The organism is Shewanella fidelis ATCC BAA-318 (genome assembly GCF_000518605.1).
Classification (GTDB): domain Bacteria; phylum Pseudomonadota; class Gammaproteobacteria; order Enterobacterales; family Shewanellaceae; genus Shewanella; species Shewanella fidelis.
This window is the reverse complement of sequence record NZ_KI912460.1, coordinates 116,613-129,686: the sequence shown is the minus strand read 5'-3', so window position 1 is coordinate 129,686 and position 13,074 is coordinate 116,613. Positions and strand designations below refer to the sequence as shown.

Here is a 13,074-nt window from a genome sequence, read left to right as displayed (position 1 = left end):
TAAGAAAATATTCTCACCGAGCTTATAAAATTTTAATCTCGCTCTTCGAAATACCAGAAACCTGCGTTAACCCAAGCAGTTAACTGTGCCATAACCGCATTATTATTAAGCCACATTGCAAGATTGTCTTTACCTAGCTGCTGTTTATCACAGACAAGCTTAACAAATTCGCTGTACTCTGAGCCGAGTTCTAGCTGTTCACCATTAATGTAGATTACGCCAGCATCAACGCTGTTAGCAAAATACAAACAACGTAGTCCACCTAGTCGAATTAGCGGCTGCTCGGTGATAATCGATTGAATGTCATCTACTTGAAAACCAAGGTTTTGCTCTGGAAGATCCAATTCACATTTAGATTGAGTTAAGTAGCGACCACTAAATTCGCTCACTAGATTATCATCTAACGTATCAATTAACTGTTGCTTTAATCGAGCTAAATCTTGTTCGCTGACTAAGCCTGGGTTGTGGCTAAGTGGGCGATCAGGATCGTTGATTTGGCTTGCACCTAAGTCTTTATCAATCAGATGATCTGCTAGTGCACTTACCATATCTTTAGTCGATGCTGTTCGATAGCCCACAGAAAAGCTCATTGATGGCTCAAGTGTTACACCATCGTGTGGAAATCCCGGTGGCAGGTATAAAATATCACCAGGCAATAGTTCAACATCAATAATTGGCTCGAACGCTTCGGTGTGCAATAACGCTGGGTGCGCGGCAAACTCTTTATGTGGGCCCTTGTCACCAACACGCCATCTACGACGACCGGAGCCTTGGCAAATAAAAACATCATAAAGGTCAATATGTGGCCCTACTCCGCCGCCCGGTACAGCATAACTCACCATAACGTCATCTAAGCGCCAGCGTGGAATGAAATCAAAACATTTAAGTAGTTCTTCCGCTTCAGGCACCCAGTTATTCAATGCTTGAACAATTAGCGTCCAATCTTGTTCACCTAAGTGTTCATAGGAGTCAAAAGGGCCAAATTCAGCCTGCCATTCACCATTTTTTTGGTAAACACGGCGTGACTCAACCATCTCTTCACATGCAAGCCCCGCCATCTCATCTGGTGATAATAGGTCTTGAAATTGCTTAAAGCCTTGACGGATCACTAACGGTTTCTTTTGCCAGTATTCGTTTAGAAACTGTTCTGGCGTTAAGCCATTGATATCTAATTGCATGTTAATCACTCACTAAAATTTGCGGGCGATACTAGCAGAAATATTTATAAAAAAAGGCCGCCAAGATCATAAAAGATGCTTTTACTCTGCAGCTATGCTCTACTTCAACCAAGCAAGCCCCATCAATCGTACCAAAAAGCAAACAAGATTGACTGCCTTTAAATCATCAATACAATAGCCGTTAAAATTTATCACTGAAGCAAAAAATTGACACTTAACAATCAACACAACAAGCCAGCTGATACCGTAGTCGTTCTCGATTTCGAAACCACTGGCCTATCACCAAACCAAGGCGATCGCGCCATTGAGATCGGTGCCGTCATGTTAAAAGACGGCAAGGTCATCGACAGGTTTCAACAGCTGATGAACCCAGGTTTTCGAATTAGTGGCTTTATTGAAAACTACACAGGTATTAGCAATATGATGTTAAGTGATGCGCCATCCTGTGAAACCGTTATGGCAGAATTTGCAGACTTTATTGGCGATTACAATTTAGTCGCCCATAACGCTTCTTTTGACCAGCGCTTTTTGGATGCAGAGTTCCGGCAGATTAATCGCCAATATCCTGGCAATTTTGCCTGTTCAATGTTAATCGCACGCAGGCTGTATCAAGATGCTCCTAACCATAAACTGGGCAGTTTAATTCACTATAAAAATATCCACCATGAGGGGGTATTTCACCGTGCTTTAGCCGATAGTGAGATGACTGCTGACCTTTGGTTAGCGATGCTTGAAGATCTACAGCAAGAACACCAGATAATTGCACCTGACTTTAGTCTGTTGCAATCAATTGCTAAACAAAGCAAGGCCAACGTGTTGCAGTTTTTGCGTAAACAAAGCTAGCCTGTGTTTTAAGTGATGCATAACCGCAGTTTTAGAAGCAAAACTGCGGTTTTAATTTTATAAACCGAGTTCATCCAATAAATCATCAGCACTTGACTCTGTAACAGCAGGCTTTTCCTTTTTTGATTCTTTACCTGCAGAAGCCAAAATTTGTCCATGCTCTGCAAGCAACTCATCTAAATCAAACTCGTCATCTGCTTCAAATTCGCTCAACTTAATAAACTCGGTTTTATCCATAGCAAACTCTAAATAAAACACGTGGTTGTTCTGGGTTTTAAAAGACACTCGACGTGCAATACCATCATCTAAATTGGTATCAATCGAAATAGTTAACTCTTTATTGATAGTCAACATCTTAGGTTGACTTTGACTGATACTAGTTTGTAATTCTTTGCTAATTTTATTGATAAAATCACCTAAGATCTGATTCATCAGCTCGCCCATCACATTGCCAACATCGTCAGATGTATATGACATCGCCAGTTCCGATTCAGGCATTGCCATATTGAGCATGTACTCGCGGTAAATTTCCATTGCAGCAGGCGCTGAGAAATTTATCACTACCAAACCAGAAAAACCGCCATCAAAAATAGAAAAACAACCTAAATCAGGTTTCAAACAAGTTTTGCTAATCGATTGCACCATGCCTGCGTGAGAGATCTGGCTATGTGTGGTACTAGATAAAACATGAGCGACAGAATGGCATAGTTTTAATAAGATATCGTCAGTCGTAACAGAAACTGTGCTTTGCATAAAAACAACCTTTTATTGATAATCAGCAATATATTGCCTCAGGAAGTTAACAAAACATAGTAAAAGCCTTCATCATTCTTATTTAAAGTCACATTTCGATATTTTGTGCTGACCAATCAGGTTTTTTATATCTAAATATTTATAAAAGCATACGAAAGCGCAAGCTCCACAGTACATTAGACTAAGCCTTTGTTTGCTTGCATTTTTACGTTTTCTGGATGCAGTTAACATATTAAAAATAAACATTTGGCGAGTTATTTAATTGTCATGCTAAACAGTGGTAAGTTAACACTATGTATTCGTAAACAAAATGACAACAATATGATTGCTTTACTAAGACAATTTACGATTCTACAGCGGTTAATTTTAATGTTAATGCTTGCCGCAATTGGTACAGTCTGTTTTGCAAGCTTTTCGATAAACGAACAATACTCCAATTTAGTTAGCCAAAAGTGGCTGCAAAACGACGCGCAAATCAACACCGCCATCAGTTTACTGGACTCACAAAAACAGCTAGTTTCAAACAACCAAGCCTCATTAACCCAAGCACAAGATGCAGCTAAGCATCTATTCAATTCAATTAATTTTGGCAATGATGGTTACTTTATTATTTTAGATAACCAGCAAAATATTGTCGCCCATGGCGCAGACTCACAAGTCATTAATCAAAACGCGCAGCAAGTATTTCAGTCGCAACAGCCAATAAACCTCAATACATTGGTGAATGACGCCAAGAGCAGCCAAGTCGCAACAGCCGAGATTAACTTCCCCAACCCAAGCACTGGTCTATTAGAGCCCAAGCTAGTAGAGGCTCGTTATTATCAGCCATGGGACTGGACAGTCATAACCGGCAGTTACACTAAAGACATCAATGAGGTCATGTATTCAATGGCTATCGATTATTTAATCATTATGCTGATGATCTCAATTCCCATTTTTCTGTTCTTTTTAGTGCTTAATGTTTCTATCACTGCCCCACTAAAAGAAGCGATTGCAGCAATGCGTGATATTGCTCAAGGTGAAGGTGATTTGACCCAGAAATTGCCAACCAAAGGCAAAGATGAAGTCGCTGATCTCGCTAAAGCATTTAACTTGTTTGTGGTAAAAATTCGCGACATGGTTGCCGAGTTAAAGCCTATCGGACACAACTTAGATAATGATGCTCAGCGACTACTAAATGCAGCTGAGGAATCAAATGTAAGTGTTGAACACCTTCATCGCGAAACCGCAAGCGTTGCAACCGCAATCAACCAAATGTTATCGACCACACAAGAAATGGCAAATAACACTAACCAAGCCGCTGACGCCGCTAACAGTGTAAAAAGCCAAGCCGAACAAAGCATGCAGATGATGAGTGCCACGCTAGATAACACTGAGCTTTTAGCCACAGAACTTAAAAATGCTCAGCAAGTAACCCACGCCTTGGGCAAGTCATCATCCCAGATCGGTAGTATCTTAGATGTTATTCGCGGTATCGCCGAACAAACTAATTTGCTTGCGCTTAACGCTGCTATCGAAGCGGCTCGAGCAGGCAGTCACGGTCGTGGTTTTGCGGTTGTGGCCGATGAAGTTCGCGCCCTTGCCAATCGCACTCAAGACTCAACCAACGAGATCCAAAATATCATTAAAGATATTCAATCTGGTGTTAATCAAGTTGTAACCAGTAACGAACAAAATCAAACTCAATCACAACAGGTGCAAACGCAAGCAACTGAAGTAAGTGACTCTTTAAGCGATATTTTACAATTGATTGCCCATATCAGCGATATGAACACACAGCTAGCGAGTGCGACAGAGGAGCAATCTATCGTGACCGAAGAGATAAATCGTAATGTGTGTAAAATTACTGAGTTAACTGAAGTATCAGTAAAAGCAAATGAAAGTAATCATAACGCCGCCGTTTCACTACAAAAAATTAGTCAAGATAGTGCTCAAACACTTGGACAATTTAAAGTGGATTAAACAACGAAACTAAACGTTTTTCTATCAAAGCGCGAGGTGTTTTACACCTCGCGCTTTGTTTAAAATATGGTAAGCTGAATCACTCAAGGGATCGTGAAAGAGTGAGTAATACCTATGGCTAGAATGACGTTAGCAATCCACCCTGCACTTTACACTATTCATAGTTTCTCAGCTGATACGCCAATTCCAGCAGAAGTATTTCAGCAACCTATGTACTTTATTGGCAAAACTAAAGAAGAAGTATCAGTAGTTGTCCCCTCTACGCTTAAGCTCAACAGCCTTGAACAGGAAGATGATTGGCGTTGCTTAGAAGTGTTAGGGCCACTCGGATTTTCTATGACAGGTATTCTCGCTAATGTCTCCGGCACATTAGCTGATGAAGACATCAGTATCTTCGCTATCTCCACCTTTGACACTGACTATATTCTTGTTAAATCAAACACCTTAATTGCCACCATAAAAGCACTAAAAAAGAAAAATTACCACATTATTGATTATCCGAACTAATCTCAATAAATTAATGCTATGTACTGGCGCATATTGCGCTGAGGTATAGCATTAACGCAAACCCTATGAGCCAAACAATATGTATGAAAAAGTAGTCACCATTACAGCAGAACATGGTATCCACACTCGCCCGGCTGCGCTTGTTGTAAAAAAAGCGCGATCATTTCCCTGTGAAATTTGGGTTCAATGTAATGGCAAAGAAGTGAGTGCCAAAAGCTTATTTAAATTACAAACCTTAGGCCTTTATAAAGGCGTATCGGTTAAAGTGATTGCTAAAGGCGAGCAAGCGCAGCAAGCGGTTCAAGAAGTTTCAGAGTTAATTATTACACTAAGCTAAAAAGGGTACATTATGTCGGTTACTGGAATTGTCGTTTCACCGGGTATTGCTTTTGGTAAGGTGTTGCATTTAAATTTTTATCACGAAAAAGTTGATTATCGACTCATACCAACTAACCAACTTTCCGACGAATCCAAACGCCTAAAACAAGCATTCGCCAACCAAAAACAGTATTTAGAACAAAGTTTAAGTAAGCTTGAAACTGATTCAACCCACGCCTCCCTTATTGAAGCTGACCTATTACTTCTTGAAGATGAAGATTTAATATTAGAGATTGATGCCACTATTAGTAAGCTTCAGGTGAGTGCTGCCGTTGCTATTGAGCGGATATTTGGCCATCAGGCCGATGAGCTTGCAGCTTTAGACGATCCATATCTTGCTAATCGAGCTGAAGATGTACTCTGTTTAAGCCGCAGGCTTATCGCTCGCTTAAACGGTGCCCAGCACATTAATTTAAGTCAGCTGCAACAAGACACTATTATTTTAGCTGCAGATTTAACGCCCGCTGAATTTGCCATGCTGCCGCTAGAACATATTGCTGGCATAGTACTAAATACCGGCGGCGTCACTAGCCACACTGCGATTTTAGCGCGAAATGCCGGGATCCCCGCCCTGCTGAGTTGTCAATACGAACCAGCCAATATAGCCAATGGTACAGAGGTTGTGCTCAATGGTGTTGACGGCGAACTGGTTATTGCACCCAATCAAGCAAAAATTGCCGCTTTATCCAGCCTAAAACAGCAAGATGAAGCACGTAAACAACAGTTGTTAATGTTAAAAGATCTGCCTACGCAAACACGAGACGGCAAAGCGATTGGCCTGTTAGCTAATGTGGGCAGCTTAAATGATATTAGCCATTTGGCCGACGTTGGCGCCGAGGGGATTGGGCTTTTTCGAACAGAGTTTATGTTGATGAATACCAACACTCTCCCAGATGAAAAAGCACAATATCATTTCTATTGCGACGCGCTACATTTAATGGCTGGCAAAACGTTTACAATACGTACCTTGGACGTAGGCGCAGATAAGGAACTCCCCTGCTTAGCAAGTATGCAAGAAGATAATCCAGCCCTTGGATTACGGGGGATCCGCTATAGTCTCGCGCATCCAGAACTGTTCAAAACGCAAATTAAAGCCATACTCAGGGCGGCGAATCATGGGCCAATTAGATTAATGTTCCCAATGATTAACCAAGTAGAAGAGTTGGATGCACTATTTGAGCATATCGAACAATGTAAAGCGCAGTTAACTGAACAAGAGAAAGGCTTTGGCGAACTCAGCTATGGTATTGTCGTTGAAACCCCATCTGCAGTACTTAATTTACAGTCGATGTTACCATCACTTGACTTTATCAGTATTGGAACCAATGATTTAACCCAATATACTATGGCTGCAGATAGAACTAACCCAGCCCTAACCAAACAGTATCCATCGCTAAGTCCAGCTGTATTAACTTTAGTCCAACACACCATAGATATTGCGCATCAAAACAAGGTACGCGTATCTCTATGTGGCGAGTTGGCCAGCGATCCTAAGATTGCGCCTTTGCTCGTAGGAATGGGAATTGATGAGTTAAGTGTTAATTTAAGCGCTTTATTAGAAGTAAAGTCAGCATTACGAAATATTAATTATCAAACTTGTTTATCCCAAGCGCAACACGCTTTAAAATTAACAAGAATAGATGAGTTAACGCATTATATTAACGGCATAAATTGAGCCGAATTTTAATCGTTTAATTCTTTCAGAACAATAAAACGCCAAAGGGGCAATGAATGGGATTTTTGAGCCGTATAAGACGCCTGATCTCAGGACAAACCGAAATCTCGGGAGTCGTAAATGTCTATGCGCCAGTATCAGGCAAAGTCGTTGCAATTGAAAAGGTGCCTGATCCGGTTTTTTCAGAGAAAATTGTTGGCGATGGGTTAGCTATTGAGCCAAAAGGCAAACTGATCAAAGCACCAATTGATGGCCGCATAGGTAAAATCTTCGAAACTAACCATGCGTTTAGTATTGAATCTCCCCAAGGGTTAGAGATTTTTGTGCATTTTGGTATAGGAACGGTAGAACTTAGAGGCAATGGATTTAAACGACTCGCAGAGGAAGGCCAAGAAGTAAACATGGGCGATCCGATTTTAGAGTTCGATTTAGATTACCTAAAACAGCACACAGACAGTTTGTTAACGCCGGTACTCATTGCCAATATGGAAGACATTCAGGCAATCGACAAGAATCAAGGTCAACTTGAAGCAGGTAAAGATGTCATCTTTGCTGTAAAGCTATAAGCCTCTATATCTTGTTTAAAGTCTACAAAAGAGCCTATTTATCAACAGGCTCTTTTTCATCACTGCAAACAAATTTCAACATTTGAAACCCTGCTCATCAAAAACTCGTGAATAACGTTCAACAATGCTATTTAGCAGCAATTCACCCTTGAGCAGAATCACAAGCAATGACACAATGCTGGCAACCTATAAAAATTAGATCGGAGTACCCTTTTGATACTTTTTGGAATTAAAAATTGCGATACCGTACGCAAAGCGCGCAAATGGTTGGAAGCGAATCAGTTAGATGTCGCTTTTCATGATTTTCGTGAAGATGGACTCGCAGAAGAACAAATTGAACAATGGGTTGCCGCTGTCGGTTGGGAAAACCTATTCAACAAGCGCAGTACAAGTTTTAGAAACTTAACTGATACCGAAAAAAGCGATCTAAACGAGAAAAAAGCCATTGCCCTTATGGCCTTGTATCCAACGTTAATCAAACGTCCGGTTTTGGTTACTAATGATCAAGTACAAGTAGGCTTCAAAGAAGCAGACTACCGCAAGTGGTTTAACCTATGAGCGGTGTAGAAGATTCTGCCGTTCTCGCGTTAGCGAAAGACCTGATCTCGCGACCATCAGTCACTCCCTTAGATGAAGGCTGCCAACAACTCATGGCAGAGCGACTCGCTAAGATAGGTTTTAACATTGAATCAATGGTCTTTGAAGACACCACTAATATGTGGGCTCGCAAAGGCACGGATGCACCACTATTTTGTTTTGCAGGCCATACTGATGTCGTCCCTGTTGGCGATCTTAACCGCTGGCATACACCTCCATTTGACCCAGTTGTTATAGATGGTTATTTACATGGCCGCGGCGCTGCAGATATGAAAGGTTCATTAGCAGCAATGCTAGTGGCAACAGAGCGCTTTATTGCCAAACATCCTGATCATAATGGCTCAATCGCCTTTTTAATCACCAGTGACGAAGAAGGTCCCTTCATTAACGGCACTACACGCGTTATTGATACCTTAGAAGCGCGTAATGAAAAAATCACTTGGTCTTTAGTTGGTGAGCCTTCGTCGACCCATAAGCTCGGTGACATCGTTAAAAACGGTCGCCGTGGTAGTTTAACAGGTAATCTGACTGTTAAAGGGATCCAAGGACATGTGGCCTACCCTCACCTTGCTGATAACCCGATTCATAAAGCAGCACCTGCATTAGATGAACTTGCGAGAATGAAGTGGGACAATGGCAATGAGTTTTTCCCGCCAACCAGCTTTCAAATTGCAAACATTAACGGTGGTACCGGAGCATCAAATGTGATCCCAGGTACGCTTGAGGTGATGTTTAATTTCCGTTATTCAACTGAAGTGACCGCTGAGATCTTGATTCAACGCGTGCTTAACATACTTGATGCACATGGCTTAGATTACGACATTGATTGGGTATTTAATGGACTACCTTTTCTTACCGGCGAAGGTCCATTATTAGAGGCGACAAAAGCTGCTATTAAGCAAGTAACTGGTATAGATACCGATCCGCAAACATCAGGTGGTACATCTGATGGTCGCTTTATTGCTCCTACTGGTGCCCAAGTGATTGAACTTGGTCCTGTAAACGCCACCATTCATAAAGTGAATGAATGCGTGAAAGTTGCCGATCTTGAACTTCTCACCGATTGTTACCAAGCAATTTTGGAACACTTACTTTGCAAATAAATCAAAGTATTCTGTATGGTCTAGACAGCCAACATTTAGTTGACTGTTTAGGCTATCGTTTGCAACAGCAAACCGCCAACGCTTTTATTGCAATGCAAAGCGCAGCAAAAGCTGATGGTATTGATTTACAGATCTGTTCAGCATATCGAGACTTCGATAGGCAATTGTTGATTTGGAATAATAAAGTCAGCGGCAACCGCCCGGTACTAGACCAAAACTCTGTCCCTGTAGACATTCGGTTTTTGACCGCAAATGAATTGATCGACTACATCTTATTATGGTCAGCCATTCCAGGTATGTCCCGCCATCACTGGGGTACAGACATCGATGTTTTTGATGCCAATAAAATAAACAAGCAAGAACTACAGCTAGTATCAACTGAATATCAAGCAGACGGTCCCTGTTTCAAGCTAAATCAGTGGCTAGCGCAACACGCGCAACAGTTTGGTTTTTACTTGCCCTTTCAACAGGGGCTTAGCGGTGTAAGTCCTGAACCTTGGCATTTAAGTTATTATCCAGTCGCAACGCATTATATTAAACAATTTAATCCAGCCGAGTTAGCGGCGGTACTTACAGCATCAGATGTAAGTTTAAAGCAACACATTTTAGCGCAACTCGATGAGCTCGTAGCAGAATACGTCTATCGAGTCGCCCCTGCGCCTCAAGAAGCATGATAAAGCGCTTATTGTAAGCATATTAATTCAACCTATTTGTTAGAGAATTCACCACACATGAGCACCACTAGCCACTCTTTTAGCCAACATAGACATCAAATTGAAATCGATGACAGTACGCTAAGCTACCTCGATATAGGCCAGGGTCCTGTATTACTTATGGGCCACAGCTATTTGTGGGATAGCCAAATGTGGGCACCACAAATTAGTCTGTTAAGTCAGCATTATCGCTGTATCGTACCCGATCTATGGGGGCACGGTTTTTCCGGTCCGGTACCAACAAGCTGCCGTAATTTAAGAGATGTTGCGGCCAATATGCTATCGCTAATGGATAACCTTAAAATCCAAGAATTTTCAATCATAGGTTTATCGGTTGGTGGCATGTGGGGAGCTGAACTGGCACTTAGTGCCCCATCACGAGTAAAAAGCTTGGTTATGCTAGGTAGCTTTATTGGCTATGAGCCTGAAATCACTCGAGATAAATATTATGCAATGCTTGATGTTATTAAAGCTGAACAGACTATATCGAGTAAAATCACTGCCGCTATTTCGCCACTGTTTTTTGCTAACAATCCAAAGCCGGAGTTAGTTAATCAGTTCGAGCAACATCTGCAGCAAATTACTGCAAATGAAATCGATTCAATTTACCAAGTTGGCAAAATGATCTTCGGCCGCCGTGATACCATGGACGATGTAGAGCAATTTACTCTTCCTTGTCTAATCATGACCGGGGTAGAAGATAAAGCCCGCAGTGTACTTGAGGGCTACTTAATGCATGACGCAATCACTGCAAGTCAGTACATTCATATCCCCGAGTGTGGACATATTTCGACACTTGAACAACCTGAGTTTATTAATAAGCATCTAACTGAGTTCCTGTCGAACAATATCAGTTGATATACGGCTCAGTAAAAGCAATTCTGCCTTTCAGGTTTGATGTTTCCTTTGCCACACATAGATAACAACAGACCTGCAACGCAAAACAAATGAAACCAAATTGCAACAGAATTAACAAACATTTAAGGCAACGAGTCTATATTACTGAGTAGACCAGCAAGCAATAGTAAAAGTGTTAGACTACGTTTGCTAAGCGTTTTTCTTAACTGACCGAATAGATAAGAGCAGCATGAAACTACTAAAACCACTTTTTGATAATAACCGCCGCTGGGCGGGTAGAATTTTAGAAGAAGATCCAACATTTTTCGAAGAACTTGCAAAGCAACAAACTCCAGAATACTTATGGATTGGTTGCTCTGATAGTCGCGTGCCGTCAAACCAAATTATCGACTTAATGCCTGGTGAAGTGTTTGTACACAGAAACATTGCCAACATGGTTATTCATACTGATCTCAACTGCTTATCAGTGCTGCAATATGCAGTTGAAGTGCTAAAAGTTAAGCATATTATGGTTGTTGGTCATTATGGCTGTGGCGGTATTAAAGCTTCAATGGGTACTGATAAATTAGGGCTGATTGATAACTGGCTTGGTCACATTCGTGACATTTATCGTATCCATCGTGCAGATCTAGATAATATGGATGAAGATGAACGTTTTGACCGTTTATGTGAATTGAACGTAATGGAGCAAGTGGCTAACGTAACCAGTTCAACCATAGTTCAAGATGCATGGGATAGAGGCCAAGAACTTGCTGTGCACGGTTGGATTTACAGCGTAGAAAACGGCTTATTGTCTGATCTAGACGTTACCGTCAACAACGAAACAGCTAAAGACTAACAAAACGCCATCTAACCGCTTGGTGAATTGTTGTATGTTAAAGCTAATTCAGTAGATTACTGAGTTAGCTTTTTTGTATCTCAAAGGGTAAAAAAACCATCACTTGCATCAGTAGTTACAGGTGTTTTCTGTAACAACGCAAAAAAAACAACAACCAATAGAGCTTCCAGTTTATAATTATTTTTAGTCAAAACAAAGCAAACGTAAATACGTGTTGATGCTTAGTTTTAAATCACTTAGCCGCATGCGGTAACAAAAACCCGCCGACAAAATGCTCAAAGGGTTGTTTCCGCGGATTTTACAAGCATGTATGGTTTCGAGCGTTGAAGCCGATAATTATTAAATAGGTAAATTGAATGAATGTAACCTTGTTAATCCCTGCCCGTTATGGCTCAAGTCGCTTTCCTGGTAAGCCTTTAGCGCCTATTTGTGGCAAGCCAATGATCCAACATGTGTACGAGCGCGCAGCGTTAGCAAAAGGCATCAAAGAGATCTATGTTGCGACCGATGATGTACGTATTAAAGATGCAGTAGAAGGTTTCGGTGGTAAAGTCGTAATGACTGGTGAAAACGCCGCCTCTGGCACTGACCGTATCGATGAAGCGATTTCAATCCTAGGGCTAGCACAAGACGATCTAGTGATTAACTTGCAAGGTGATCAACCTCTGATTGATCCCATTGCGATTGAGCAACTCGTTAGCCTATGTGAGCGTCATCCGGGTGAGTTTGATATGGCCACTTTAGGTGTAGAGATCAAAGATGAAGCCCAGCTAAACGATCCAAACCATGTAAAAATGGTATTCGACAATAACCATAACGCTTTGTATTTCTCTCGCGCACGCATTCCATTTGGCCGTGACACCAGTGAGTATCCAGTTTACAAACACATAGGTATTTACGCTTATACGCGTAAGTTCATTCAAACATTTGCTAAGTTGCCATTAGGCCGCTTAGAAGAGTTAGAAAAATTAGAACAACTGCGAGCACTAGAGTACGGTTATAAAATTAAAGTGGCTATCAGCGCGTTTGACTTCCCTGAAGTCGATACACCTGAAGACATTCGCATCTGTGAAGCACGACTTGCAGTAGACTAAACATGAGGC

14 protein-coding genes are annotated in these 13,074 nt (G+C 41.4%); 12 read left to right on the top strand and 2 right to left on the bottom strand.

Annotated features, from left to right (window positions below; translation table 11 throughout):
• Nucleotides 1-32: 32 nt before the first annotated feature.
• Nucleotides 33-1,178 (bottom strand): ribosomal protein uL16 3-hydroxylase, encoded by a 1,146-nt coding sequence (locus L884_RS0118420; RefSeq protein WP_028768868.1) that lies wholly within the window; start codon nucleotides 1,176-1,178, stop codon nucleotides 33-35.
• A 207-nt stretch (nucleotides 1,179-1,385) separates the two neighbouring features.
• Here L884_RS0118420 and L884_RS0118415 point away from each other — a divergent pair, with 207 nt between their 5' ends.
• Entirely contained in the window at nucleotides 1,386-2,021 is a 636-nt protein-coding gene (locus tag L884_RS0118415; protein WP_028768867.1) for a 3'-5' exonuclease, read from the top strand.
• A 57-nt stretch (nucleotides 2,022-2,078) separates the two neighbouring features.
• Here L884_RS0118415 and L884_RS0118410 read toward each other — a convergent pair whose 3' ends face one another.
• Complete coding sequence (locus L884_RS0118410) at nucleotides 2,079-2,774, bottom strand: DUF3334 family protein (protein ID WP_028768866.1); 696 nt, start codon at nucleotides 2,772-2,774, stop codon at nucleotides 2,079-2,081.
• A gap of 321 nt (nucleotides 2,775-3,095) precedes the next feature.
• Between L884_RS0118410 and L884_RS0118405 the strand changes: the two genes are divergently transcribed.
• The 11 genes from L884_RS0118405 to kdsB all read left to right on the top strand — a co-directional run bounded on the left by L884_RS0118405 (nucleotide 3,096) and on the right by kdsB (nucleotide 13,065).
• On the top strand, nucleotides 3,096-4,736 hold the full coding sequence (locus L884_RS0118405; RefSeq protein WP_028768865.1) for a methyl-accepting chemotaxis protein: 1,641 nt from the start codon (nucleotides 3,096-3,098) through the stop codon (nucleotides 4,734-4,736).
• Nucleotides 4,737-4,850: 114 nt separating this feature from the next.
• On the top strand, nucleotides 4,851-5,243 hold the full coding sequence (locus L884_RS0118400) for an ACT domain-containing protein (protein ID WP_028768864.1): 393 nt from the start codon (nucleotides 4,851-4,853) through the stop codon (nucleotides 5,241-5,243).
• 79 nt (nucleotides 5,244-5,322) lie between these two features.
• A complete protein-coding gene (locus L884_RS0118395) occupies nucleotides 5,323-5,580 on the top strand; it encodes an HPr family phosphocarrier protein (protein ID WP_028768863.1) in 258 nt (85 codons plus the stop codon).
• 12 nt (nucleotides 5,581-5,592) lie between these two features.
• Nucleotides 5,593-7,296, top strand: coding sequence for a phosphoenolpyruvate--protein phosphotransferase (gene ptsP, locus L884_RS0118390; RefSeq protein ID WP_028768862.1), 1,704 nt, complete (start codon nucleotides 5,593-5,595; stop codon nucleotides 7,294-7,296).
• Nucleotides 7,297-7,352: 56 nt separating this feature from the next.
• Nucleotides 7,353-7,862 carry a PTS glucose transporter subunit IIA gene (gene crr / locus L884_RS0118385; protein WP_028768861.1) on the top strand — a complete coding sequence of 170 codons (510 nt, stop codon included), beginning with the start codon at nucleotides 7,353-7,355 and terminating at the stop codon, nucleotides 7,860-7,862.
• A 213-nt stretch (nucleotides 7,863-8,075) separates the two neighbouring features.
• The gene (locus L884_RS0118380; RefSeq protein WP_028768860.1) at nucleotides 8,076-8,420 is read left to right on the top strand and encodes an ArsC family reductase; all 345 of its coding nucleotides are present in this window, start codon (nucleotides 8,076-8,078) and stop codon (nucleotides 8,418-8,420) included.
• Entirely contained in the window at nucleotides 8,417-9,562 is a 1,146-nt protein-coding gene (dapE, locus tag L884_RS0118375; RefSeq protein ID WP_028768859.1) for a succinyl-diaminopimelate desuccinylase, read from the top strand. The genes L884_RS0118380 and dapE overlap by 4 nt, the downstream gene beginning before the upstream one ends.
• Nucleotides 9,553-10,236, top strand: a complete 684-nt coding sequence (locus L884_RS0118370) for a M15 family metallopeptidase (RefSeq protein WP_028768858.1) — start codon at nucleotides 9,553-9,555, stop codon at nucleotides 10,234-10,236. Before dapE ends, L884_RS0118370 begins: the two co-directional genes overlap by 10 nt.
• Nucleotides 10,237-10,293: 57 nt before the next feature.
• Entirely contained in the window at nucleotides 10,294-11,133 is an 840-nt protein-coding gene (locus L884_RS0118365) for an alpha/beta fold hydrolase (RefSeq protein ID WP_028768857.1), read from the top strand.
• A 229-nt stretch (nucleotides 11,134-11,362) separates the two neighbouring features.
• Nucleotides 11,363-11,971, top strand: a complete 609-nt coding sequence (can, locus tag L884_RS0118360) for a carbonate dehydratase (RefSeq protein ID WP_028768856.1) — start codon at nucleotides 11,363-11,365, stop codon at nucleotides 11,969-11,971.
• Between the two features lie 356 nt (nucleotides 11,972-12,327).
• The gene (gene kdsB, locus L884_RS0118355) at nucleotides 12,328-13,065 is read left to right on the top strand and encodes a 3-deoxy-manno-octulosonate cytidylyltransferase (protein WP_028768855.1); all 738 of its coding nucleotides are present in this window, start codon (nucleotides 12,328-12,330) and stop codon (nucleotides 13,063-13,065) included.
• Nucleotides 13,066-13,074: the final 9 nt, after the last annotated feature.

Excerpts from the sequence above, each read along its gene's own strand:
- L884_RS0118420 (WP_028768868.1), bottom strand. The coding sequence starts at position 1,178 with ATGCAATTAGATATCAATGGCTTAACGCCAGAACAGTTTCTAAACGAA.
- L884_RS0118410 (WP_028768866.1), bottom strand. The coding sequence starts at position 2,774 with ATGCAAAGCACAGTTTCTGTTACGACTGACGATATCTTATTAAAACTA.
- L884_RS0118405 (WP_028768865.1), top strand. The coding sequence starts at position 3,096 with ATGATTGCTTTACTAAGACAATTTACGATTCTACAGCGGTTAATTTTA.
- L884_RS0118400 (WP_028768864.1), top strand. The coding sequence starts at position 4,851 with ATGGCTAGAATGACGTTAGCAATCCACCCTGCACTTTACACTATTCAT.
- L884_RS0118395 (WP_028768863.1), top strand. The coding sequence starts at position 5,323 with ATGTATGAAAAAGTAGTCACCATTACAGCAGAACATGGTATCCACACT.
- ptsP (WP_028768862.1), top strand. The coding sequence starts at position 5,593 with ATGTCGGTTACTGGAATTGTCGTTTCACCGGGTATTGCTTTTGGTAAG.
- crr (WP_028768861.1), top strand. The coding sequence starts at position 7,353 with ATGGGATTTTTGAGCCGTATAAGACGCCTGATCTCAGGACAAACCGAA.
- dapE (WP_028768859.1), top strand. The coding sequence starts at position 8,417 with ATGAGCGGTGTAGAAGATTCTGCCGTTCTCGCGTTAGCGAAAGACCTG.
- L884_RS0118365 (WP_028768857.1), top strand. The coding sequence starts at position 10,294 with ATGAGCACCACTAGCCACTCTTTTAGCCAACATAGACATCAAATTGAA.
- can (WP_028768856.1), top strand. The coding sequence starts at position 11,363 with ATGAAACTACTAAAACCACTTTTTGATAATAACCGCCGCTGGGCGGGT.
- kdsB (WP_028768855.1), top strand. The coding sequence starts at position 12,328 with ATGAATGTAACCTTGTTAATCCCTGCCCGTTATGGCTCAAGTCGCTTT.